Consider the following 22,741-nt stretch of genomic DNA (forward strand, 5'->3'; position numbering starts at 1 on the left):
TTTCCGCCAGCCCCCGTTCGCGGAACGACATCCTTGGCGGCACCGAATCAAGAGAAACCTTTTTCGCCGCCCTGGACCTAGACTTCGGATGTCCTGAGCCGAGACCTCGACGCTCTTCCGCGACGGCAGGATACATGGCCGATATCGACACGTATCTCGACGAGAAGCGGCGTGCCCTCGCGGCTCGCGAGGCCCGGATCCGGCGAGGCGAGGTCGCGCCCGTGCCCCTGACCGCGCGGGCGACGGTCGAGGGCGGCAGCGGTGTAAGGCGGATCGGGATCCGTCGGCACGCGATCGTCTCCGACAGCGCGCCCGACTTTGCCGGGTTCGATCTCGGGCCCGGCTCGCCGGAACTGCAACTCGGCGTCCTCGGCTCGTGCCTCGCCCACACGATCCTGATCCAGGCGGCCTGGCAGGAGGTGCCGATCACGTCCTTGGAGGTCGAGGTGACCGGGACGTTCGATCCGCGCGCCGGCGCGGACGGCTTCGAGGACATTCCCGTGCACCCGCAGGACCTTGCCTACGCGGTGCATATCGACTCGCCGGCCGAACCGGCGGTGATCGAGGCGCTTCACGTGCGGGTCGAGAAGGCCTGCCCGATCCTCAACCTGCTGCGCCTGCCGCAGACTGTCAGCGGCGGCTTCGTGCAGGGCCGAACCGCGAAGGAGAACGACGCGTGACGACCACCAGACGCCGGTTCTCGGCTCTTGCTCTCGCCCTGGCGGCGGGGCTGACGACCATGACCGGGGCGATGGCCGAGCAGGCCGCCCCGAAAGAATTCCGGATCGGCTACCAGAAGGTCGGCCTGATCGTGGTCGCGCGCCAGCAGGGCACCATCGAGAAACGGCTGGCCCCTGCGGGGACGAAAGTACGATGGGTCGAGTTCCAGGCCGGTCCGCCCCTGCTCGAAGCCCTCAATGCCGGCGGCATCGATTTCGGCTACACCGGCGATGCGCCGCCGATTTTCTCGCAGGCCGCCGGTGGCAATCTCGTCTATGTCAGCGCCTCGGCACCCTCCGGCGATGGCGAGGGGATCGTCGTGAAGGCGGAGTCACCGATCCACACGGTCGCGGATCTCAAGGGCCGCACGGTTGCGGTCGGCCGCGGGACCAGCGCGCACAACCTGCTCGTGGCCGCCTTGGAAAAGGCCGGCCTGCCCTTCTCCGACATCAAGCCTGCTTACCTCCTGCCCGCCGATGCCGGCTCGGCCTTCGCCAATAACAGCGTCGAGGCGTGGGCGATCTGGGATCCCTATCTCGCCCTGGCGCAGGCCCGCAACGACACGCGGATCCTCGCCACCTCCGGGCAGGTTCACGACGTGTCGGCGTATTTCCTGGCCAACAAGACATTCGCCGAGGCGCATCCAGGCGTGGTGACGAGCGCGCTGGCGGGGCTGTCGGAGGCGGCCGATTGGGCCGACGCCCATCGCGATCAGGTGGCGCAGGCGCTGGCGGACGTGACCGGCATTCCCTTCGCCATCCAGAAGGTGGCGGCCGACCGCACGCAATTCGGCGTGCGCCCGCTTTCCGACGCGATTCTGGCCAGCCAACAGACGACCGCCGACCGGTTCTTCAGGCTCGGCCTCATCCCGCGCGCCATCCGGGTCCGCGACGCGGTCTGGACGCCGCCGCGGAGCTGAGCGGTGCGGTTTCGGCACGGGATGCAATCAAGCATCCAGTGTTGGCCCGTCAGGGCTTCACGTCCGGCCGCGGATCCGGGACGAAGCCATCGCGGTTCGGCATGCGGATGGCCGCCAGGGATCTCGCGTCGAGGGTCGCTCCGTCCGGAACCAGTCCGTTCAGGTGGAGGATATAGGCCGAGACCGCGTAGACATCGTCGGCGCTGAGCGATTGCGGCGCGTTCAACGGCATCGCGCGCCGAATATAGTCGAACAGCGTCGGCGCATACGGCCAGAAGCTGCCCACCGTTCGGACCGGCTTGGCCGTGGCCAGCGTTCCCTGGCCGCCGGCCAGCCTGTCGCCGGTCCCGCCTTCGCCGCGGCTTCCGTGGCAGGAGGCGCATTGCGACTCGAACACGGCTCGCCCTTGGGCGACGCTGCCGCTGCCCAGCGGCAGTTTTCGGCCGTCGCGGTCGATATCGATGTTCCAGGCGGCGATCTCCGCCTCGGTCGCCGGCCGGCCGATCCCGAAGCGCTCGGCGGAATGGGCGATCCCGGCGATCCCGACACAAAGCGCGGTGCCGACCAGCGCCGCAACCCTATGCGTAGCCATTGGCGACCTCGCCGCTCTCGGCGATGTGCCAGGGCACGACCGCGTTGTTGTGGTAGAAGGAATTGAGGCCGCGCACCGCGGTGAGGTCCTCGAAGCTCGGCTGGACATAGCCGGTCTCGTCGATCGCCCGGCTCGCGATGGTCGTCGGCTGCCCGTCCCATTTCCAGGGGAGACGGAAGCGCGTCAGCGCCCGGGTCAGGACCGGCTCCTGCAGGGAGGCATCCTGCCAGGTCTTTCCGGAATCGACCGAGACTTGCACCCCGCGGATCTTGCCGCGGCCGGTCCAGGCGAGACCCGTGATCTCATGAAAGCCCGGGACGATCCGCTGCGTGCCGGAGGGCCGCGTGATGATCGACTTCGCCTCCATGACGAACGTGAATTGCCGCGCCGTCCCATCCGGCATCAGGTCGGTGTATTTCGCCGTCTCTTCGCGGGAGAAGGCCGGCTCGGTCGTGACGTTCAGCCGCCGCAGCCACTTCACGCTCATGTTGCCTTCGAACCCGGGCAGGAGCACCCGCAGGGGATAGCCCTGCTGCGGGCGCAGCCGCTCGCCGTTCTGGCTGTAGACCAGCAGTGCGTCGTCCAGACATTTCTCGATCGGGATGCTGCGGGTCATGGCGGCGGCATCGGCGCCCTCGGCCACGACCCATCGGGCGTCGGGCTTGAGTCCGGCTTCCCGCAGGACCGTCGCGAGGCGGACGCCGGTCCATTCGGCGCAACTGACGAGGCCGACCAGATCCGACGCGGTCCGGCCTTTCTTGATCACATCGTAGCTCGGATTGCCGGAGCATTCGAGGAAGTGGATGCGAGACTCCGACGGGAAGCGGCGGATGTCGTCCAGGGTCAGGACCAGGGGCATCTCCACCAGCCCGTGGACCAGCAGCCGGTGCCGGGCGGGATCGATATCCGGGATGCCGCCGTGGTGGCGCTCGTAGAACAGGCCGTTGGGCGTGAGGATGCCGTCGAGATCCTGCAACGGCGTGCGGCTCGAGGCCGAGATGTACTGCTTGAGGCCCTTCGGCACGTTGCGGATGAGGCCGCTCTCGAAGCGCGAGGGCTGGCCGTAGGTCTGGCTGCCGACATCGGCGCCCGGGGTTTTCGTCCAGTCGGGGATGCCGGGGGGCGCCGCCTCGTCGGCCTGGCCGCGACCTGGGGCACTGCCTCCCGCCAGGATGCCCGCCGCCGCGGCCGCGCCTTGAGCGAGGAAGCGCCGCCGCGCGGACGGGTTCTTTTTGGGATCGTCCCGGCTCATCGCATCGCGTTCCGAACTGGCGGGCCGCCTTCGTGGGCGACCGAGATTCTACACTCGCGACACGGTCGAAGGCCCGCGCGGGCGATACCTGACCCGGGGCCGTCCAGCCGCGCGGAGCCCATGTGCCCGGACATAATCGCCATCAGTGTAGCACCCACCCGATCAAGCAGATCAGGAGAGCGCTTGCGACGATGTAGGTCCGCATCCGGCTTTCCTCGCTCGACAACGGCGCATCGACGGCGTGCAGAAACTCGTAATCCTGGATGTCGTCTCTCATGGTCATGGTCAAATCTTCTTTGCTCTCCGTTTTTTCGGGTTCAAGAGTCGGCTGCCCCATCTCGGTCGAAGCCGACAGAAAGCCGGGCTTCCTCGAATGGGTTGGCCGCGGCGCAAGGAACACGCCGGATCGGATCCGACGCGCTGGCGACGAGACATCTCAAATGTTCGCTGCGTGGTGACTGCGGCAAGACTCCCCGGCAGGCAGGTAGATCGCGCGTAGACTGCACAGACCATCGCGGCTCTTCACGGACGCGAAGCCCGAACTCATGGCCGCGAGGTTTGCGAAGGTACGCTCCAGCTGGTGCGGATCGTTGTCGAAATGCACGCAGGTCTCGCAGCGTCGGGCGGCGTGCGACTCCCAACGCAGGCTTCTGAATGCGCGCCACCAGCGTGGGGCCGTCACTTCGCCAACGCCGCCCAATAAGAGCCGAAGACCAGCACCGACAGGACGAAGCCGACGACGAGATTGACCGCGACGCCGGCCGTAAAGGCGATCGCCGGCCGGCCCCCGGCCGGGGCGAAGTCGCGAAAGCGGGTGGTCAGCCCGATCGACAGGAAGCTGAACGTGAAGGCCCAGATCCGTAGGCTCGTGATCGGCGCGATCAGCGTGGGCTTCACCTGCGCATTGTAGTCGGCAAACGAGATGCCGCGCGTCACGACCGTCACCAAAAGCGAGGCGAGCAGGAAGCCGATCACGAATTTCGGGAAGCGCCACCAGATCTGGCCGACTTCGACCGACCCGCTGGTCCCGGACCGCTCCCAGTAGGTCACCGAGATGAGCGACAGGACGAGCGCCCAGATGCCGATCCAGACATCGCGGCCGACGACCTTGATCAGCGTGTAAGCCCAAACCGCCTGGTCGGCCGTGCCGGCGATGCCGGTCTCCGGCCCCGCGAGGCCGCCATAGGCCTGGGCCGCCGCGAAGCCGGCTGCATCCGCGAATTCCGAGGTGCCGATCCACGCCCCCCCGACGCCGGCCGGCAGGCCGAGGGCCCGGGCCACAAGGGGCAGCAGGAAGATCAGCACGATCGCCCAGAGCACGACGAGGGTGATCGCGATCGGCGGGTCCTCCTTGCGAGCCCGCACCGCCCCGGCGATGGCGATGGAGGCCGAGACGCCGCAGACGGCGCCGCCGGCCCCCAGCGTTGCCGCGAGCCGGTGGTCGAGGCCGAGCCTCCGGGCCACGAAGAAGATCACCAGGAAGGTCAGGATCGAGACGATCGACGCCTGCAGGATCGCGACCGGCCCGGCCCACAGGATCAGCGTGAACGGCAGGGTCGCGCCAAGCAGGACGATGCCGAGCTTGATGTAGAATTCGACCCGGAAGGCGCCCGACAAAGCGGCCGGGATGCCGGTCGTGTTGGCGATCAGCAGGCCGAGGAACAGCGCGATCAGCGGCGGTTCGAGGTTGTAGGTCTGGGCCTGGTCCCAGGCTCCCAGCACGAAGATTGCCAGAGAGACGACGTAGACCAGCACGAACGAGCCCAGGAAGGCGGACGGCCGCTGGCCGATCGCCGCCAGGGCAACCGCGAAGACCGCGGCGAAGACCACGAACTGGGCCACGTAGCGGGTGGCATCGGCGGAGAGCTGCGCGAGGAGCTGATCCGGGCTCGACCATTTGGCCGGCGCCACGGCGATCCAGCCGATGCTCGTCCCCTGCGCGAAGGCCGCGTAGGCGATCAGGACCGTGGCGAGGCCGACCCAGACGGCCCACCAATCCTCCTTGCGCCAGAGTTCGCTCCAACCGCTTCCACTGTCCGGAGACGCCCGCTCCTGCGTGGCCGATATCGATGCGCCCGATCCCATCTCGTCCCCCTTTGCCGCGACGATGCGCAATCCCCGATGTCACGCGCTCATGGGCACCGAACCGGTCTGGGCGGTGGCGAGCGCTCTCGTGCAATTCCGACACGCCCCGAGCATCCCCGAAATCGAGGGCTTCACCCGCGGCGCTGGTGTTTCTCTTCCGCCTCGGCCCTGCCTGCGCCGCGAGCCGAGGGCTCGACGGGCGGCTGATGCCAAAGATGCGGAGTGACAATCGTGTCGATGACGGCGCCGCCGGTCAAACGAAACGATCACTTTTGTTCGGCCGGATCGGAGGATAGCCTTCCTGAATCCTGGGCTTGCGCGTCCCGATTCTTCGCAGCAGCGGGTTTCCGCGGCGAAAGACCTGATTTGGCGTGTGGCCGATGCCTCGGCCGCAGCCGATGTTTCACCATGGGAAACCGGATCGGGGCCGCCTGGGCGCCGGTTCGCGAGGCAGCCGGGCTCAGGCCTGCGTCGGACTCGCCGGGGCCGACGCAACCCGCGCTGGCGGGCGGGAGCCCAAATGGTCCCGGAGGGTCCGGCCCTCGTATTCGCTGCGGAACAGGCCGCGCCGGCGCAGCTCGGGCAGCACCAGCGCGATGAAGTCGTCGAGGCCCCCGGGCAGGGTCGCCGGCATGATGTTGAAGCCGTCGGCGCCTTTCGCGCGGAAGCGCTCCTCCATCTCGTCGGCGATCTGAGCGGGCGTGCCGACGATCTGCGAATGGCCCCGGGCGCCGGCGATCCGCAGGTAGAGTTGGCGGAGCGTCAGACCCTCGCGCCGGGCAAGATCGAACATCAGCTGCTGCCGGGACTTGGCGCCCTCGGCCTCTGGCAGCTCGGGCACCGGCCCGTCGGGATCGTGGCCGGACAGGTCGAAGCCGCCGACCATGCGCTCCAGAAGCGCCAGGCCGACCACCGGGTCGATCAGGTCCTGAAGCGCCTCGAACTTGGCGCGCGCCTCCGCCTCGGTGCGGCCCACTACCGGGAACAGCCCGGGCATCACCTTGAGGTCGTCCCGGGCCCGGCCGAAACGGGCCATCCGCTCCTTCAGGTCGCCGTAGAATTCGACCGCCTCGGCGAGCGTCTGGTTGGCGGTGAACACGATCTCGGCGGTGCGCGCGGCGAGGTCCTTGCCCGGACCCGAGGATCCCGCCTGTACCAGGACCGGCTGCCCCTGGGGCGTGCGCGAGATGTTGAGCGGGCCGCGCACCTCGAAATGCTTGCCGCGGTGATTCAGTGGCCGGAAACCGTCTTGCTTCGAGAATTGTCCGCTGGCGCGATCGATGATCACCGCGCCGTCGTCCCAGGTGTTCCACAGCCCGAGGACGACGTCGACGAACTCCTCGGCCCGCTCGTAGCGGTCGGTGTGCCGCGCGATCTGGTCGTTGCCGAAATTGGCGGCCTCGGCATCCGTGGTCGAGGTGACGAGGTTCCAGCCGGCCCGGCCGCCGCTCAGGTGATCGAGCGAGGCGAAGCGGCGGGCGACGTTGTAGGGCTCGTTGAAGCTGGTGGAGGTGGTGGCGACCAGCCCGATCCGGCTCGTGACCGCGGCCAATGCCGAGAGCAGCGTCACCGGCTCGAAATGGGCCGAGCGGGCCGTGCGCTCGCTGGAGCGCAGGTTGCTGTCGCGAATGCCGGTCCCGTCCTCCAGAAAGACGAGATCGAACTTCGCTTCCTCCGCCCGGCGCGCCCAGCCGACATAGCGTTCGAGATTGAGCCCGCCATCGGCCTCGCTCGATGGGTGGCGCCAGCCGGCCACGTGGTGCCCGGTGGCGTAGAAGAAGGCGCCGAGGCGAAGCGTATCCTGTGTCATCGGCCGATCGGGGTTGCAGGCGATGCGTTCCGGGTCGAAGGCAGCGACGCCGCGCGCGGCGTCAGCGCACCATGCCCCAACGCCGGACCGTGAGCCGCTCGAACGTCGCGAACACGACATTCTCGACGATGAGCCCGATCGCGATGACCAGCAAGAGGCCGGCGAAGACCCGGTCGGTATAGAGCTCGTTGCGGTTCTGGTAGATATACCAGCCGAGGCCGCCCTGGCCGGATGCGGCGCCGAAGACCAACTCGGCCGCGATCAGGGTGCGCCACGCAAAGGCCCAGCCGATCTTGAGCCCGGACAGGATCGCCGGCAGGGCCGCCGGGATCAGGATCTGCCAGACATAGGACAGTCCCGTCAGGCCGTAATTGCGCCCGGCCATGCGCAGGGTCTCGGGCACGCCCTGAAAGCCCGCGAAGGTGTTGAGCGCCAGCGGCCACAGCACCGCGTGGACCAGCACGAAGATCAGACTGCCGGAGCCGAGCCCGAACCAGAGCAAGGCCAGCGGCAACAGCGCGATGGCAGGCAGCGGGTTGAACATCGCCGTCAGGGTCGAGAGCAGGTCGCGGCCGAACTGCGTCGAGACCGCCAGCGTCGTCAGGCCGAAGGCCAGCACGACCCCGCCGAAATACCCTTCCGCCAGCACGGTGAGGGAGATCCGGGCGCGCGCCAGCAACTCGCCGCTGCCCAGGCCCTCGACCAAGGCCGACAGGGTGGCGCCGAAGCCGGGGAGCAGGAGATCGTTGTTCTGCCAGCGCGCGAGCGCCTCCCAGACGAGCGCGAGCGCGACGAGGATCAATCCCTTGCGCAGCCAGCCCTGCTGCCAGATCCGCGTGGAAAGCGGCAGCACGCGCTCGACCGGCGCCTCCACGAAGGGCGGCAGCACAAGGTCGTATTCCGAGCGGATCGGCGGGCGGACATGCTGGGTCATCGCGCAGGGGCCGGCGGAACGGAGGTCTCGGGGTCGGTCTCGAACAGGCGGTCGTGCAGGCGCTGCACCGCCGCCTGGAATGCATCGCCGCCGACGCTCGCCAGATCGAAATCGTGGCCATTGTACTCGCCCCGGACCCGGCCGGGATGGGGCGAGAGCAGCGCCACCCGGTTGCCGACCACCAAAGCCTCCTCGATCGAATGCGTGACGAACAGCAGGGTGAAGCGCACCTCCTCCCAGAGGATCAGCAGCTCCTCCTGCATCTTGCGCCGGGTCAGGGCGTCGAGGGCCGCGAACGGCTCGTCCATCAGCAGCACCTTGGGCTGCGTCGCGAGCGCCCGGGCGATGGCGACGCGCTGCTTCATGCCGCCGGAGAGCTGGTGCGGGTAGCTGTCGGCGAAGGGCGTGAGGCCGACCTTGTCGATGTAGTGCCGCGCCCGGGCCTCGGCCTCGCGCCGGCTGACGAGGCCGGCGGCGCGCAGCGGGAACGCGACGTTCTGCGCCACGGTTTTCCAGGGCGGCAGCTGGTCGAATTCCTGGAAGACCACGATGCGGTCCGGCCCCGGCCCGCGCACGACCTCGCCGCCGAGGGTGATCGTGCCCTCCACCGGGGGGATGAAGCCGGCGATCGCCTTGAGCAGGGTGGACTTGCCGCAGCCCGAGGGGCCGAGCAGGATGAAGCGGTCCGCCTCGTAGACATCGAACCCGACCCGGTGGGTCGCCCGGACCACGCGCTCGGGCGTGCGGTATTCCAGGGTCAGGTTCGAGACCCGCAGCAGCGGCGGCGGCAGGGAAGCCTGCGGCACTCCGGCCTCGCTTCGGCTGGGACCCGGCTCGGCAGGCGCCGGCGAGAGGTTGCGGCGCTCGGCGACCAAGGTCATCCGCTCAGCTGCCGGTCGCGATGCGGGGATTGGCGAAGAAATAGTCGTCGAGGGTCTTGGGCTCGTTCCGGATCGCGCCGACCCGGTGCATGAACTGCCCGAGCCCGATCGTGTTCTGCGGCTCGATCTTGAAGGTCACCTCCGGGTTCCGGATCACCTTGAGCAGCAGGTCGCGGTCGATCCGGCTGTTGTTGGACTTGATGTAGATGTCGGCGGCCTTCTCAGGATTGTCGGTGATGAACTTCGCTGCCTCGGCGAGGGCGTCCACGAAAGCCGTGTAGGTCTTCGGGCTGTCCGTGTAGAATTTCTCGGTGGCGTAGAGCACCGTCGAGGAGGCGGGGCCGCCCTGGACCGCGTAGGAGTTCAGAACGATATGCGCGTTCGGGTTGCCGGCCAGCTCCTGCTCCTGGAACGGTGGGTTGCCGAAATGGCCGGTAATCTCGGTGCCGCCCTTGATGATGGCGGCCGAGGCCTCCGGATGCGGAACCGCGACGCTGATCTTGTCGAGCCGGGCGAAGTCCTTGTCGCCCCAGAGCTTCGCGGAGGCCCATTGCAGGATGCGGGACTGAACCGAGACGCCGACCGCCGGCACCGCGATCCGGTCCTTGTCGGTGAAGTCGCCGATCGTCTTTACCTCGGGCCGGTTCGAGACGAGGTAATAGGGAAAGTTGCCGAGCGAGGCGACGCCCTTCACATTCTGCCGACCGCGCGTGCGGTCCCACAGCGTGAACAGCGGCCCGACGCCGGCTCCGGCGACGTCGATGCTCCCCGACAGGAGGGCATCGTTCACGGCCGAGCCCCCGGAGAGCTGCGCGTACTCGACCTTGATGTCGAGGCCGGCTTCCTTGCCGTGCTTCTCGATCAGCTTCTGGTCTTCGGCCACGTTCAGCAGCAGGTAGACGACGCCGAACTGCTTCGCGATGCGCAGCTGCCCCTCCGCAGCCGCGGCCGGCCCCGCGGCGAGGACGAGCCCGAACAGGGCGGCGGCCTGCCGGCGCGAGAACAGGGTGCGTCGCATGCCGATCATGGTTCCTCGCGGCTGCCGGGCACGACAAGTGTGCGATATTGGCCTGATGACGGGCGGGAACTTGCCTTTTCGAAGATACGGCGTCAACGAGAACGTTCTTTTTACAGAACAATCATATAGGGATACTGTTTCTACGAGCTGCCCAATGCGAAGAATAATCTTTGCCATGCTGGGTTTTGCGTAGGCGCCGCCGGCCGTCCTGGTCTCGATAAGAAACAAATCTTTTAGACATCAGGACGCTGCGTCCGGCCCGTTCTACAAAACGACCGCGCGGCCTGCCTTGCCACCGGGTGATCGTGCCCTCCCGCCGATCGCGCCCGACCTGCGAAGTCGATCCCCAATAGTCGTCCAAGCATCCCGATCATGCGTGGCGTCCGATAGGCGGAGGGGCCGGCGAGCGCGGTGTTTCATCGCTGGCACGGCGTCCGCGGGGGATCGAATTGCTGTCTATCAGGCTAATGGTAGGTCGTTTTCGTCGAGATTTGAGTATCTTTGGAATGCTCGGCCCTGCGGGTCTGGTCTAGTTTGCGATGCGAGATCACAGTCTCGCGGTCGCAACGATCGCCTTGATCATATCCCACCCGGTTCTCCCTGCGCTGTCGCGTACGGGAGGCTCGGGAACCGGGGATAGGGTGCGGGGGGCGCTCAATGAACGGCCACCTTATCCGCTCTGGGCTGCGGGGATCCTTCGACTGGGTCCCGCGAGGTCGAAAAGCATCATGGATTCCCGCTCGAATTTCCACCGACCGGTTGCTGTACCCCGTCTGGTGCGGCGGCCGCGCCGCGGGCTTCGCCTCGTGGCGGCCGCGCTGCTGCTGGCGTTCGGCGCCGCGCCGGCCCTCGCCCGGGTGAAGATCGGCGTAACCCCCGGATCCCTGGCCGATTCCGTCCAGGTCGCGGCGGCGGAGGCCAGGGCGCAGGGTCTCGTTGTCGAGGTGGTCGAATTCACTGACTGGACGACGCCCAATCTCGCCCTCGCCAACGGCGATCTCGACGTGAACTACTTCCAGCACCAGGCCTTCCTCGACAACGCCGTCAAGGAGACCGGCTTCCCGCTGAAGAGCGTCGCACTCGGCATCCTACCCAATATCGGCTTGTACTCGGAGAAGCATGCGAGCCTCGCCGCCCTGCCGGACGGCGCCGAGGTGGCGGTGGCGAACGATCCGGTGAACCAGGGCCGGGGGCTCGCGCTCCTCGAAACCGCAGGGCTCATCAAGCTCAAGGCCGGAATCGGCGCCAGGGCGACCCTCGACGATATCGTAGCCAATCCAAAGAAACTGACCTTCGTCGAGATCGAGGGTCCGCAGCTGGTCCGCGCCCTCTCCGATGTCGATCTCGCGCAGGGCTATCCGGCCCATTACGTCAATGCCGGCCGCGCCGACATCGCCGGCAAGGCACTGATCTATTCCGGCATCGGCGACCTTTACTACGCCATCCGGTTCGTCACCCGGGCCGACCGCGCCGACGATCCCGAGCTCGCGAAGTTCGTCGCGCTCTACCAGACCTTGCCGGCTGTCCGGGCGCGGATCGACGCTTCCTTCGCCCACAACCCGAGCCTCTATTCCCTGCCCTGGCTGCCGCAGGCCGCCCCACTCCAGAGTTCCGCCCGATGAAAGTCCTGAGTTTCTTTGCCGCCGCCATCCTGTCGCTCGGCGCGATGGCCGCCCGGGCGGAGACCCTCAAGGTCGGCGTGGTGCCGGGCGCCTATGCCGACGCGGTCAATGTCGCGGCGGCCGAGGCCAAGGCCCAGGGCATCGACGTGAAGGTCATCGAGTTCAGCGGCTGGACGACGCCGAACGTCGCGCTCGATGCGGGCGACATCGACCTGAACTTCTTTCAGCACCGCCCCTTCATGGAGAATGCCGAGAGGCAAAAAGGCTACACATTCGCGATCGTCGGGCTCGGGATCCTGCAGAACCTCGGGCTCTATTCCCTGAAGCACAAGAGCTTCGATGCGATCCCCGTGGGCGGCACGGTGGCGATCGCCAACGATCCGGTGAACCAGGGCCGCGGCCTGCTGCTGCTTCAGAGAGCCGGTCTGATCAAGCTGAAGGACAAGGTCGGCTTCCTCGGCACCCTCGACGACATCACCGAGAACCCGAAGAAGCTGAAATTCACCGAGGTCGAGGGTCCCCAGCTGGCGCGCATCACCGGCGATGTCGATCTCGCCCAGGGCTATCCGCACTTCATCGTCGCCGCCGGCACTTTCGATCCGACCAGCGGCCTCATCTACACCGGTATCGAGGACAAGCTCTTCGCGGTGAGCTTCGTCACTAAGGCGGCGCGCAAGGATGACCCGACCATCACCAAGTTCGTGCAGATCTTCCAGAATTCGGAAGCCGTGAAGCGGCAGATCCACAAATCCTTCGCCAACAGCGACAAGCTCTATCTCCTGGCGTGGCAGAACTGATGGCCGGCCTCGCTTTCGACAGCCTCCGCGACCCCGCCCGCTGGATCGCCCGGGACCGGCCCGGCGTCGCCGCCGCGCCCGCCCTGGCGCTGGCGAACGAGACCCGGATAGCGGGCACCGTGCGGTTCGAGGCGGTGTCCAAGACCTACCTGTCCGCCGCCGGCCCGGTGCAGGCTCTCGATTCTGTCGATCTCGACGTACCGGCGGGGGCGATCTTCGGCATCATCGGCCGCTCGGGGGCAGGCAAGTCGAGCCTGCTGCGCACGGTCAACCGGCTGGAGGAGCCGACATCCGGCCGCGTGCTGGTCGACGGCGAGCCGATCGAGGCGCTGGACACGGAGGGGCTCGTGGCCCTGCGCCGGCGCGTCGGCATGATCTTCCAGCATTTCAACCTGCTCTCAGCCAAGACCGTGCGCGGGAACGTGGCGCTGCCGCTCAAGGCCGCCGGCCTGCCGAAGCCCGAGATCGCCGCGCGGGTCGATGAGGCGCTGCGCCTCGTCGGGCTCGAGGGCAAAGCGGACACCTATCCGTCGCGGCTCTCGGGTGGCCAGAAGCAGCGCGTGGGCATCGCCCGCGCCCTCGTCAGCCGTCCGGAAATCCTGCTCTGCGACGAGGCGACCTCGGCCCTCGACCCGGAAACGACGCTGACAATCCTGAACCTGTTGCGGGACATCAACCGGCGGCTCGGGATCACCATCATCCTGATCACCCATGAGATGAGCGTGATCCGGGAGATCTGCAGCGATGTGGTCGTGCTGGAGACGGGGCGGGTGGTCGAGACCGGACCGGTATGGCGGGTATTCGGCGCGCCCGAACATCCCACCACCCGGGCGCTCCTCGAACCGCTGAGCCGCGGCCTGCCTGCGGATCTGGCCGCCCGGCTCCAGCCGCATCCCGCCCCGGGAACCGCGACGGTGCTGGCGATTACCTTCTCCGGGCAGGCCGCCCCCGACCTGTCGGCCCTGGTCGCGGTCGTCGGCGCACCGGTGCGGCTGCTCCAGGCCGGCATCGAGCGGATCCAGGGCCACGCGGTCGGCCGGATGCTGGTCGCCGTCGACGGTGCGGGGCCGGACGCGGAGGAGCGGCTGCGCGGGCTCGGAGGAACCATCGAGAGGATCGGGTATGTCGCCGCAGATGATTGACCGCCTCTGGCAGGCTTTCCTCGACACGCTGGTCATGGTCGGTGTCTCGGCCGGGATCGCGGTGCTCGCCGGCATCCCGCTCGCGCTGTTCCTGGTCACTTCGGAGCCCGGCGGCATCTTCCCGGCGCCGAAGGCCAACCGGGTGGTCGGGACGATCGTCAACGGCTTCCGGGCCGTGCCGTTCATCGTCCTGCTGGTGGCGCTGATCCCGTTCACCCGTCTGGTGACGGGCACCACCATCGGTGTCTGGGCGGCGATCGTCCCGCTCTCGGTCAGCGCGACGCCGTTCTTCGCCCGGATCGCCGAGGTCTCGCTCAGGGAAGTGGATGCCGGGCTGATCGAGGCGGCCCAATCCATCGGCTGCCGGCGCCGGCACATCCTGCTCCACGTGCTCCTGCCCGAGGCGCTGCCGGGGATCCTGGGCGGCTTCACGATCACGGTCGTCTCGATGATCGGCGCCTCCGCCATGGCCGGGGCGGTCGGCGCCGGCGGCCTCGGCGATGTCGCGATCCGGTACGGCTACCAGCGCTTCGACACCACCGTGATGGCGGCGGTGATCGCGGTGCTGATCGCGCTGGTCTGCCTGGTGCAATTCACGGGCGACTTCGCGGTGCGGCGCCTGCGTGCCCGCTGACGGTCCCGCATCCCGGCGACCTCTATCCGTTCGAGGTGATCCGACCATGACTCTGGACCGTGCCGACGACCGGCGCCCGCTGCCCCCCACCCGACCGTACCGGATCCGCACCGACGCGGAGGCGATCGAAATCGCCCGGGCGGTTGCTGCCCGCTTTGCCGAGGGTGCCGCAGAGCGCGACCGCGACCGAATTCTGCCCTGGGCCGAGATCGAGGCGTTCACGGCGAGCGGCCTCGGCGGCATCACCGTGCCGCGGGCCTATGGCGGCGCCGATGTCGCGCACGCGACGCTGGCCGAGGTGTTCGCCACCCTGGCCGCCGCCGACGGCTCGGCCGCGCAGATCCCGCAGAGCCAGTTCGGCGTGCTGGCGCTGGTGCGGGCGGCCGCGAGCCCCGAGCAACAGGCGCAGATCTACGGCGCGGTGCTGTCCGGCTACCGGATCGGAAATGCCGGGCCGTCCCGCAACGGCAAGGCGATCACCCAGGTGGAGACGCGGCTCGCGGAAGGGCCGGAGGGCAACCGCCTCAGCGGCACGCGCTTCTATTCCACCGGTGCTCTCTTCGCCCACTGGATCCCGACCCGTGCCGTGGCCTCCGATGGCCGGCCGCTCTTGGTCTGGACGCGCCGGGACGCCCCGGGCGTGCGGGTCGTGGACGATTGGCAGGGGTTCGGGCAGCGCACCACCGCGAGTGGCACGGTGGTGTTCGAGGACGCCCCGATCGAGGACAGCCTGACCATCGAGCTCGCGCCCCTGGCCGAGCGGCCGGCCCTGTTCGGCCCGGTCTCGCAGCTCGTGCAGGCGGCGATCGATGCCGGGATCGCCCGGGGGGCGACCGACGCCGCCCTGGACTTCGTGCGGACCCGGACGCGGCCTTATCCCTTCACCGTCGAGACCATCACCGAGGATCCGCACATCCTTGGCGAGGTCGGGCGGTTGGAGGTTGATCTGCATGCCGCCGAGGAAGTCCTCGCCCGCGCCGGCCGGACGCTGGATCGCATCGCCGCCGCCCCGGTCACCGCTCAGAGCTCGGCCGAGGCGTCCGTCGCCGTCGCCGAGGCCAAGATCCTCACCACCGAGATCGCGCTCGAAGCTTCCGAGCGCCTGCTGGAACTTGCCGGCGCCTCGGCGACGCGCGAGAGCACCAATCTCGGCCGGTTCTGGCGCGACGCGCGGGTGCACACGCTGCACGATCCGGTGCGCTGGAAATACCACCTGCTCGGGGATTACACCCTCAACGGCGCGCTGCCCGCCCGGCACCAGTGGAACTGAGGGCCATGCCGCTTCAGCCGCACGAATCCGCCTTCACCCGGCAGCCCGCGCCGCCCCGTCCGGTGCCGGTACTCGCTGACGATGCCGTCGCGCTTGCCGCCGCTCGGGCTCTGGCCGCCGAATTGGCCGAAGAGGCCGTCACGCGCGATCTCGACCGCCGGATGCCCTTCGCCGAGATCGAGCGCTTCACCGAGACCGGCCTCTGGGCGATCACGGTGCCACGCGAATACGGCGGCGCCGGCGTGAACGCCGCCACGGTCGCGCAGGTGATCGCGATCATCGCGGCGGCGGACGGGTCGATCGGCCAGATCCCGCAAAACCATTTCTACGCCCTCGAAGTGCTCCGCAATGGCGGCACCGAGGCGCAGTAGCGTTATCTCTACGGGCGGGTCCTGGCCGGCGAGCGGTTCGGCAACGCGCTTGCCGAGATCGGCCAGCGGGACCACACCCGCCGGACGCGGCTCGTGCGCGATCCCTCCGGCTGGACCGTAGAGGGGCGCAAATATTACTGCACCGGCTCGCTGTTCGCCCACCGCATCCCCACGATGGTCAATGCCGAGGAGGAGGGCAGGGCGGTCGCCTATCTGGTGTTCATCCCCCGGGACGCCCCCGGCGTGACCCTGGTGGACGATTGGGACGGGTTCGGCCAGCGGATCACCGGCTCGGGCTCGATCGTGTTCGACCGGGTCCGGGTCGAGCCGGACTGGGTGGTTCCGTTCCAGGCCTCGATGGATCGCCCCACCGCCATCGGCCCGTTCGCGCAGATCCTGCATGCTGGGATCGATCTCGGCATCGGCCAGGGCGCCTTCGCGGCGACGCTGCCCTTCGTGCGGGACCGGGCCCGGCCCTGGATCGATTCCGGGGTTTCGCGGGCGCGCGAGGATCCCCTGACCCTCCACGCCCTCGGCGACGTGCGGGTGCGCTTGGCCGCAGCCGACGCCCTGCTGGAGCGGGCCGGCCGCTTCGTCGATGCCGCGCAGGCCGAGCCCGACGCGGACAGCGTCGCGGCGGCCTCCGTGGCGGTGGCCGAGGCCCGGGCTTCCAGTCACCGGGCCGGGCTGCTCGCCGCCAACAAGCTCTTCGAACTCGGCGGCACCTCCGCCACCGACCGAGCTCAGGCCCTGGACCGCTACTGGCGCAACGTCCGCACCCACACGCTGCACGATCCCGTGCGGTGGAAATACCACTGGATCGGCGCCTACCACCTCGACGGCCGGCTGCCGCCCCGGCACGGAGCGCTCTGATGGCCGCCAGAAAGCAGATCCGGCTGAACGCGTTCAACATGAACTGCGTCGGCCACATCAATCACGGCCTGTGGACCCATCCGCGCGACCGCTCATCGGAATACAACACCCTCGGCTACTGGACCGATCAGGCGAAGCTCCTGGAGCGCGGCCTGTTCGACGGGCTGTTCATCGCTGACATCAGCGGCGTCTACGACATCTACGGCGGCGGCATCGACGTGACCGCCCGGGAGGCGGTGCAACTCCCGGTCAACGACCCGAGCCTGCTGGTGCCGGCCATGGCGGCGGTGACCGAGCATCTCGGCTTCGGGGTGACGGTGAACGTCCACACCGAGGCGCCCTACACCTTCGCCCGGCGACTCTCGACCCTCGACCACCTGACCGGCGGCCGCATCGGCTGGAACATCGTCACCGGCTATCTCGACAGCGCCCATCGCGGCCAGAGCGGCGGCACCCTGCCAGCCCATGACCGGCGCTACGACTATGCCGACGAGTATCTCGAGGTCCTCTACAAGCTCTGGGAAGGCAGTTGGGACGACGCGGCCGTGCGCCGCGACCGGGAAGCCCGGGTGTTCAGCGATCCGGCGCATATCCGGCCGGTCTCGCATCACGGCGAGTTCTTCGAGGTCGAGGGCTATCACCTGTCCGAGCCGTCGGTGCAGCGGACCCCGGTCCTCTACCAGGCGGGCGCGTCGGGCCGCGGCCGGGCCTTCGCGGGGCGCCACGCCGAATGCGTGTTCATCTCCGCCCGCGACCGCGGCGCGGCCCGTGAGGCCGTTCGCGCCATTCGCGCCGAGGCGGTGTCGGCCGGGCGCCAGCCGGACGACATCAAGGTGTTCGTCGGCCTGGCGGTGATCCCCGGTCGCAGCCGGGCCGAGGCCGAGGAGAAGCGCGCCGAGTACCGGCGCTATGCCAACCCGGAGGCGGGCCTGGCGCATTTCTCCGCCTCGACGGGGATCGACTTCGCCCGTTACGGCCTCGACGACCCGATTCCCTACGCCCCCGGCAACGCCATCCAATCCGCCACCGCGGCCGCGGCTAAGCGCGGATTGACGAAGCGCGACCTCCTGGCTGAGCTGGAGCTCGGCGGCCGCTACGCGGTGCTGGCCGGCGACGCGGTGTCGATCGCCGACGAGCTCCAGGCCTGGGTGGAGGAGGGCGAGGTCGACGGGTTCAACCTCAGCCGCATCGTCGTGCCGGAGAGCTTTGCCGACTTCATCGACATCGTGATCCCGGAGCTGCAGGACCGGGGGCTCTACAAGACCGCCTACGCGGATGGGTCGTACCGGCGGAAGCTGTTCGGGCAGGGCGACCGGCTGCCGGAACGCCATGCCGCCCAGGCGTTTCGCGGGCTGGCGGCCGGTCGAAAGCAGTCGGCCTGATTTGCACCGACCGAAAGGCTGGCCGATCAGAAAACAAAAAAGAAACCCGACCGCGCGTGAGCGCGACCGGGCTTCTGTTGGCGTGGTTGGGCGCGATCAGGTCCAGTCGCTGTCGTCGCCGCCACCGAGATCGCCGCCGAAGTCACCGGACGGATCGCTGAAGCTGGCATCCTGGAAGTCGTTACCGCCACCGCTACCGCCGCCGTCGAGGGCGGAGCCGAGGTCTTGGTTGCCGCCGTCGCCGTAATAGTTGTTCACGACCGTCTCGCCGCCGCCGCCGAGGCCCGCCGCCGCGGCACTGCCGAGGCTCGAATGGCCGCCCGCGAAGGCATTCGACAGGGCGCTGCCGAGGAGCATGCCGCCGGCCGCGCCGGCCGCCATCGGGAGCGCAGTCGCCATGAAGCCGCCGCCCCGGGCCGGGGCCTGAGGCTGGCCGCCCCACGGACCACCCTGCTGCTGCGGCGGGTATCCCGGCTGCTGCTGTGGGTAGCCTTGCTGGGGATAACCCTGCGGGGCGCCACCGCCGCCGCCCCAGGGTTGGCCGGCCGGGCGCTGCTGCTGGCCGTAGCCGGGCTGCGGCTCCTGGCGCTGGCTGCCGCCGCCGAAGATGCTCGACAGGAAGCCGCCGCCACCGGAGGACTGGGCCGGCGCCGCCTGGCTGCGTGCCTGCTCGAGCTGCTGGTTCAGGCTCTTGATCGCCTCTTCCTGCACGTAGATCAGCTGCGCCATCGCGTAGGGGGCGTAGGGCTGCGTGCGGAGCTTGTCGGCGATGAAGCGCTCGGCCTCCGCGTCGCGGGGCTGGCTCTGGGCCTGCTCCAGGCGCTGGAAGATGCCGGAGATGACGTCGCGTTCTTCGCTATTCATGGAGTTCTCCTCCTCGAGTCGTACCCGCGGGCTCGAACGCGCCGCACGGCCGCAGAGGACATGGGGGTGCGGTGACGCTTTGTCAGGGGAGGTTGCGAAAACTTCATCCACGCCCAGGAGGTGAAACCAGGACGCGAAAAAGCCCGACCTCCCGGCCGGGCTTTTTCATCCGTTGCGATCGGCTCGGCGCGGCTGGCGCGCCGAGCCCGGGTCTTAGTACGAGCCGAACTTGTAGTTCAGGCCGGCGCGGACCACGGCGAACTCGTCGTCGCGGCGACCGATCGGGGTCACGTAGGCCGGGGCCAGGTTGGCGGCGTTGACGAGCAGGACACCCTGGTTGCGGGTGCCGCGGTCGAGGTTCACGTACAGGCCTTCGACCTTGAGCGTGACGGCCGAGGAGCGGAAGAAGTTCAGGAACGAGTCGGTGGGCAGGGCGTACTCGATGCCGCCGCCGACCGCGTAGCCGGTGCGGAAGCTGTCGTTGCCGGCGTAGCCGCCGAAGGAGCGGTCGGCGCTGCCCGAGCCGTAGGCGAAGCCGCCGGTGCCGTACACGAGGGTGCGGTCGAAGGCGTAGCCGAGGCGGCCGCGCACGGTGCCGAAGTAGTCGAGGCTGGCCAGGCCGCGCGGGTCGTTGAGGATCAGGCCGGGCGCGATCGCGCCGCCGCTGACGAAGGCGTTGTTCCGGTCGCGGCCGAAGTCGAGGTACTGGGCGTCGGCCTCGATGCCGACGACCACGCCCGAGCCCGGGGTGAACTGGTAGTTGTAGCCGACCTGGGCGCCGCCGGAGAAGCCGTCCTGGCTGCGGTTGCGGAAGGTGGCGACGGCGGCCGGGCCGCTGGTCAAGCCGACACCGCCCGGCACGACGAAGGTCGAGTTGTTGGAGCGGCTGCTGGCGTCGAAGGCGTAGCCGGCGTTGATACCGAAATACGCGCCGGTCCAGGTGAACACCGGCACGGGGGTGAACACCGGCGGCGGAGCGGCGCGGCGCGGCAGGTCGGCGGCGAAGGCCGATCCGGCGAGGGCGACGCCGGCGAGGGCGGTGGCGGCGCGAAGCAGGGCTTTCATCATCTGGTCCTCACTGGTGGTCCCGCGCCGGCCTCACGGGACCGACACGGAACACGGATCTGGTTGTCGTCCAGCGGTTCCAGGGCGCTTTGCGCTCTGCGGTATCGCCGACCGCTCGTCGCGGCCCCTTATGGCAATCCGCCGTTTTTCCCCGGCACCTTGTGCGTCTAAACGCGCCCGAATGGTCAAGGTTCGCTTACGGCCACGCTTTTTTTCGACGACGCGGTTTGACAAAGTGTCGCACCCCCTGGGCGCCGAAGGCTGCCTTTGGGCATTCGCCCGGGTCACGGCGTCAGCGCGATGGCGGAGATCAGGCGTCCGTAATCGGTCTCACCGCGATGCGTGGTCCGTCGGTAGCTGTAGAACCGCTCCGGATCGGCATAGGTGCAGAGGCCGAGCATCGCGGCTTCACCGATCTCCGCCTCGCCGAGCCGGGCCAGGATGAAGCCGGGAAGATCGAACTGCGCATGGCCCTCCCGGGCACCCGGCCCGAGGAAGCGTTCCATGCCGGGCGCCTCGGCACGGAAGCGCGCGATGAAATCCGAGCCGACCTCGTAGGAGGCCTGGCCAATGGTCGGCCCGAGCACGGCCACGATCTGCCGCCGATGGGCACCCAGCGCCTCCATGGCCCGCACCGTCGCCTCGATCACGCCGGTGAGCGCGCCCTTCCAGCCGGCATGGGCGGCTCCGACCACGCCGTTCTCGGGATCGGCAAACAGGATCGGCCCGCAATCGGCGGTGGCGATGCCCAGAGCGAGACCGGGCACCCGCGTCACCATCGCATCGGCCTTCGGGCGGTCCGCGGCCGGGAACGGCGCCTCGACGGTGACCACCGCGGCGGAATGCACCTGATACAGGCTGACCAGCCGGTCCGGCGCCAGGCCGAGCTGGGCGCACATTCGCGTCCGGTTCTCGGCGACGCGCTCCGGCACGTCCTGCGAGCCGAGGCCGCCGTTGAGCGTGGCGTAGATGCCCTCTGAGACGCCGCCGACCCGGGTGAAGAAGGCGTGGCGCACGCCGGCGTGCGAGGAGAGTTCCGGCGCCTCAATAAACATACCTGCGGTCACGGTCGGCTCCCTCACGGTCTTGGTGTCGCGCTCGATACCGGAATGGCTGCCCCTTGACGATGTCGTGGAACCGTCAGATTCTTGCTGCATTGCAGCATGAGTCCGGGTCCCGGACTCATTCCGAGAAGGATCGCAATGTCACGACGGAACGAGAACAACTCCCCGATCGAGACCACCGCGCAAGAGGCCCCGGAGCGCCGGAGCCAGAGCGCGGCCGAGCATCCCGCCGCGCGTGAGCCCGGCGCCTTCGACCCCTCCGATCCGAACCCGCCGGCGCCTCCGACGCCCCGGGCGCCGAGCGCCTCCGATGCGGGGTTCGGCTCGTTTGGCTGACGACATCCCGAGCCGCCGCCCGGAGACCGAGCCTCAAGCTTCGGGAATTCCGGGCAGCGGCCCGAGATCCCGGCCGCTCACGGCCAGGACCTTGAACAGGTTACCCATACCGTCTTGGCTCGCATCTGTGAGCTGTTGGACGGCCGCATCGATCGCAGTGGCCTGACCTGCGGTGGCGCGAGTTTTCAGGCGCTCGGCCCGCGCGTTCAGACCGAGGGCGAGCAGAAAATCCCGCTGCGCCACCGGCCCGTGGATAGTCGCACCCTCCGCTTGCGCGGCCTTCGCCAGAGCAGCGAAATCGACATGGTGCGTGAGATCCGCCTCGCCCGGCGCCGCCAGCGGGTCCGCGAAGCGATGCCCCGACAAAGCCTGGAGCGTGTCGCCGAAGCCCGGCCGGACATGGCCGTAATCGATCGCCAACAGGGCACCGCCGGATTCGCATAGGCGTCGGGCCAACTGCCGCATCAGTGCGAGCCCGGCCGCCGGGACACTCAGCAACGCGCCCTCCGGGCCGTCGGCGTCGAGGCCCGGGGTCGCTTCTGGGGCGAGGCCGAAGACGAGATCGCCCTCGGGGCCGAGGCCGACCTGGCGCTCGTGCCAGCCGGTCGGACGGCGCTCGAACTGGCGCACCGGCAGACAATCGAAGAATTCGTTCGCCACGACGATCGCCGGACCCTCGGGCAGGGTCTCGATCTCGGCGTGCCACATTGCGCCGGTGCCGGCGAGGGTCCGCTCTTGCGCGGTCCGCAGCACCGGGCTCGTCTCGACGAGATGCGGCCTCACCTCGGCGCCTGGAGCCGCCACGCGCAGGGCGCGCAGGGCGTCCGCCATCAGCGTGCCCCGGCCGGGACCGAGCTCCACCAGAACCAGCGGATCGGGCCGGCCGAGTTGGCCGTGGACGTAGCCTACCCAGGCGCCGAGCAACTCGCCGAACATCTGGCTGATCTCGGGCGCCGTGGTGAAGTCGCCCTGCGCCCCGAGCGGATCGCGGGTGCGGTAATAGCCGTGGATCGGGTGGCCGAGGCACAGCGCCATGTAGCGGTCGACGCCGATCGGCCCGCCATGGCGGATCAGCGCCGCGATCTCGGCTCCAAGCGGTGTCACGGCGGC

General features: G+C 68.9%; 21 protein-coding genes and 1 pseudogene. 10 read left to right on the plus strand and 12 right to left on the minus strand.

Annotated features, from left to right (window positions below; all coding sequences use genetic code 11):
- Positions 1-134 precede the first annotated feature (134 nt).
- Both BM228_RS23360 and BM228_RS23365 read left to right on the plus strand, forming a co-directional pair.
- On the plus strand, positions 135-680 hold the full coding sequence (locus BM228_RS23360; RefSeq protein WP_092044364.1) for an OsmC family protein: 546 nt from the start codon (positions 135-137) through the stop codon (positions 678-680).
- Positions 677-1,639, plus strand: coding sequence for a sulfonate ABC transporter substrate-binding protein (locus BM228_RS23365; protein ID WP_092044366.1), 963 nt, complete (start codon positions 677-679; stop codon positions 1,637-1,639). The genes BM228_RS23360 and BM228_RS23365 overlap by 4 nt, the downstream gene beginning before the upstream one ends.
- A gap of 49 nt (positions 1,640-1,688) precedes the next feature.
- Here BM228_RS23365 and BM228_RS23370 read toward each other — a convergent pair whose 3' ends face one another.
- From BM228_RS23370 to BM228_RS23405, 8 genes are all read right to left on the minus strand, one after another.
- On the minus strand, positions 1,689-2,231 hold the full coding sequence (locus BM228_RS23370) for a c-type cytochrome (protein ID WP_092044367.1): 543 nt from the start codon (positions 2,229-2,231) through the stop codon (positions 1,689-1,691).
- The gene (gene soxC, locus BM228_RS23375) at positions 2,218-3,483 is read right to left on the minus strand and encodes a sulfite dehydrogenase (protein WP_092044369.1); all 1,266 of its coding nucleotides are present in this window, start codon (positions 3,481-3,483) and stop codon (positions 2,218-2,220) included. The genes BM228_RS23370 and soxC overlap by 14 nt, the downstream gene beginning before the upstream one ends.
- A 142-nt stretch (positions 3,484-3,625) precedes the next feature.
- On the minus strand, positions 3,626-3,766 hold the full coding sequence (locus BM228_RS34800) for a hypothetical protein (RefSeq protein WP_167367799.1): 141 nt from the start codon (positions 3,764-3,766) through the stop codon (positions 3,626-3,628).
- Positions 3,767-4,161: 395 nt separating this feature from the next.
- Entirely contained in the window at positions 4,162-5,568 is a 1,407-nt protein-coding gene (locus tag BM228_RS23385) for a YeiH family protein (RefSeq protein ID WP_092044429.1), read from the minus strand.
- Positions 5,569-6,028: 460 nt separating this feature from the next.
- The gene (locus BM228_RS23390; protein WP_092044372.1) at positions 6,029-7,378 is read right to left on the minus strand and encodes an LLM class flavin-dependent oxidoreductase; all 1,350 of its coding nucleotides are present in this window, start codon (positions 7,376-7,378) and stop codon (positions 6,029-6,031) included.
- A gap of 61 nt (positions 7,379-7,439) precedes the next feature.
- Entirely contained in the window at positions 7,440-8,312 is an 873-nt protein-coding gene (locus BM228_RS23395) for an ABC transporter permease (protein WP_092044373.1), read from the minus strand.
- Positions 8,309-9,193: an ABC transporter ATP-binding protein gene (locus tag BM228_RS23400; RefSeq protein ID WP_092044375.1), complete on the minus strand. Its 885-nt coding sequence runs from the start codon at positions 9,191-9,193 to the stop codon at positions 8,309-8,311. Before BM228_RS23400 ends, BM228_RS23395 begins: the two co-directional genes overlap by 4 nt.
- Positions 9,194-9,197: 4 nt before the next feature.
- Entirely contained in the window at positions 9,198-10,220 is a 1,023-nt protein-coding gene (locus tag BM228_RS23405; RefSeq protein WP_092044376.1) for an ABC transporter substrate-binding protein, read from the minus strand.
- 719 nt (positions 10,221-10,939) lie between these two features.
- On the opposite strand from BM228_RS23405, the gene BM228_RS23410 reads away from it, so the two are divergent.
- The 7 genes and pseudogenes from BM228_RS23410 (at position 10,940) to BM228_RS23440 (ending at position 18,302) form a co-directional block, all read left to right on the plus strand.
- On the plus strand, positions 10,940-11,833 hold the full coding sequence (locus tag BM228_RS23410; RefSeq protein ID WP_092044378.1) for a MetQ/NlpA family ABC transporter substrate-binding protein: 894 nt from the start codon (positions 10,940-10,942) through the stop codon (positions 11,831-11,833).
- Entirely contained in the window at positions 11,830-12,630 is an 801-nt protein-coding gene (locus tag BM228_RS23415) for a MetQ/NlpA family ABC transporter substrate-binding protein (protein WP_092044379.1), read from the plus strand. The genes BM228_RS23410 and BM228_RS23415 overlap by 4 nt, the downstream gene beginning before the upstream one ends.
- Entirely contained in the window at positions 12,630-13,772 is a 1,143-nt protein-coding gene (locus tag BM228_RS23420; protein WP_092044381.1) for a methionine ABC transporter ATP-binding protein, read from the plus strand. Before BM228_RS23415 ends, BM228_RS23420 begins: the two co-directional genes overlap by 1 nt.
- On the plus strand, positions 13,753-14,406 hold the full coding sequence (locus tag BM228_RS23425) for a methionine ABC transporter permease (RefSeq protein WP_092044431.1): 654 nt from the start codon (positions 13,753-13,755) through the stop codon (positions 14,404-14,406). Before BM228_RS23420 ends, BM228_RS23425 begins: the two co-directional genes overlap by 20 nt.
- Before the next feature lie 46 nt (positions 14,407-14,452).
- Entirely contained in the window at positions 14,453-15,676 is a 1,224-nt protein-coding gene (locus BM228_RS23430; RefSeq protein WP_092044383.1) for an SfnB family sulfur acquisition oxidoreductase, read from the plus strand.
- A gap of 5 nt (positions 15,677-15,681) precedes the next feature.
- Positions 15,682-16,920, plus strand: a pseudogene (locus tag BM228_RS23435) (SfnB family sulfur acquisition oxidoreductase).
- Complete coding sequence (locus BM228_RS23440; protein WP_092044384.1) at positions 16,920-18,302, plus strand: LLM class flavin-dependent oxidoreductase; 1,383 nt, start codon at positions 16,920-16,922, stop codon at positions 18,300-18,302. The pseudogene BM228_RS23435 and the gene BM228_RS23440 overlap by 1 nt, the downstream one beginning before the upstream one ends.
- Before the next feature lie 96 nt (positions 18,303-18,398).
- Here the strand turns inward: BM228_RS23440 and BM228_RS23445 are convergent, their stop codons facing one another.
- The 3 genes from BM228_RS23445 to pgeF form a co-directional block, all read right to left on the minus strand.
- The gene (locus BM228_RS23445; RefSeq protein WP_092044385.1) at positions 18,399-19,166 is read right to left on the minus strand and encodes a DUF2076 domain-containing protein; all 768 of its coding nucleotides are present in this window, start codon (positions 19,164-19,166) and stop codon (positions 18,399-18,401) included.
- A gap of 213 nt (positions 19,167-19,379) precedes the next feature.
- A complete protein-coding gene (locus BM228_RS23450; protein ID WP_092044387.1) occupies positions 19,380-20,231 on the minus strand; it encodes an outer membrane protein in 852 nt (283 codons plus the stop codon).
- A 284-nt stretch (positions 20,232-20,515) separates the two neighbouring features.
- Positions 20,516-21,286 carry a peptidoglycan editing factor PgeF gene (gene pgeF, locus BM228_RS23455; protein ID WP_092044389.1) on the minus strand — a complete coding sequence of 257 codons (771 nt, stop codon included), beginning with the start codon at positions 21,284-21,286 and terminating at the stop codon, positions 20,516-20,518.
- A gap of 147 nt (positions 21,287-21,433) precedes the next feature.
- On the opposite strand from pgeF, the gene BM228_RS23460 reads away from it, so the two are divergent.
- The gene (locus tag BM228_RS23460; protein ID WP_092044390.1) at positions 21,434-21,631 is read left to right on the plus strand and encodes a fibronectin-attachment protein (FAP); all 198 of its coding nucleotides are present in this window, start codon (positions 21,434-21,436) and stop codon (positions 21,629-21,631) included.
- 33 nt (positions 21,632-21,664) lie between these two features.
- Here BM228_RS23460 and BM228_RS23465 read toward each other — a convergent pair whose 3' ends face one another.
- Positions 21,665-22,735 carry a class I SAM-dependent methyltransferase gene (locus BM228_RS23465; protein ID WP_092044392.1) on the minus strand — a complete coding sequence of 357 codons (1,071 nt, stop codon included), beginning with the start codon at positions 22,733-22,735 and terminating at the stop codon, positions 21,665-21,667.
- Positions 22,736-22,741 lie beyond the last annotated feature (6 nt).

The organism is Methylobacterium pseudosasicola (assembly GCF_900114535.1).
Classification (GTDB): domain Bacteria; phylum Pseudomonadota; class Alphaproteobacteria; order Rhizobiales; family Beijerinckiaceae; genus Methylobacterium; species Methylobacterium pseudosasicola.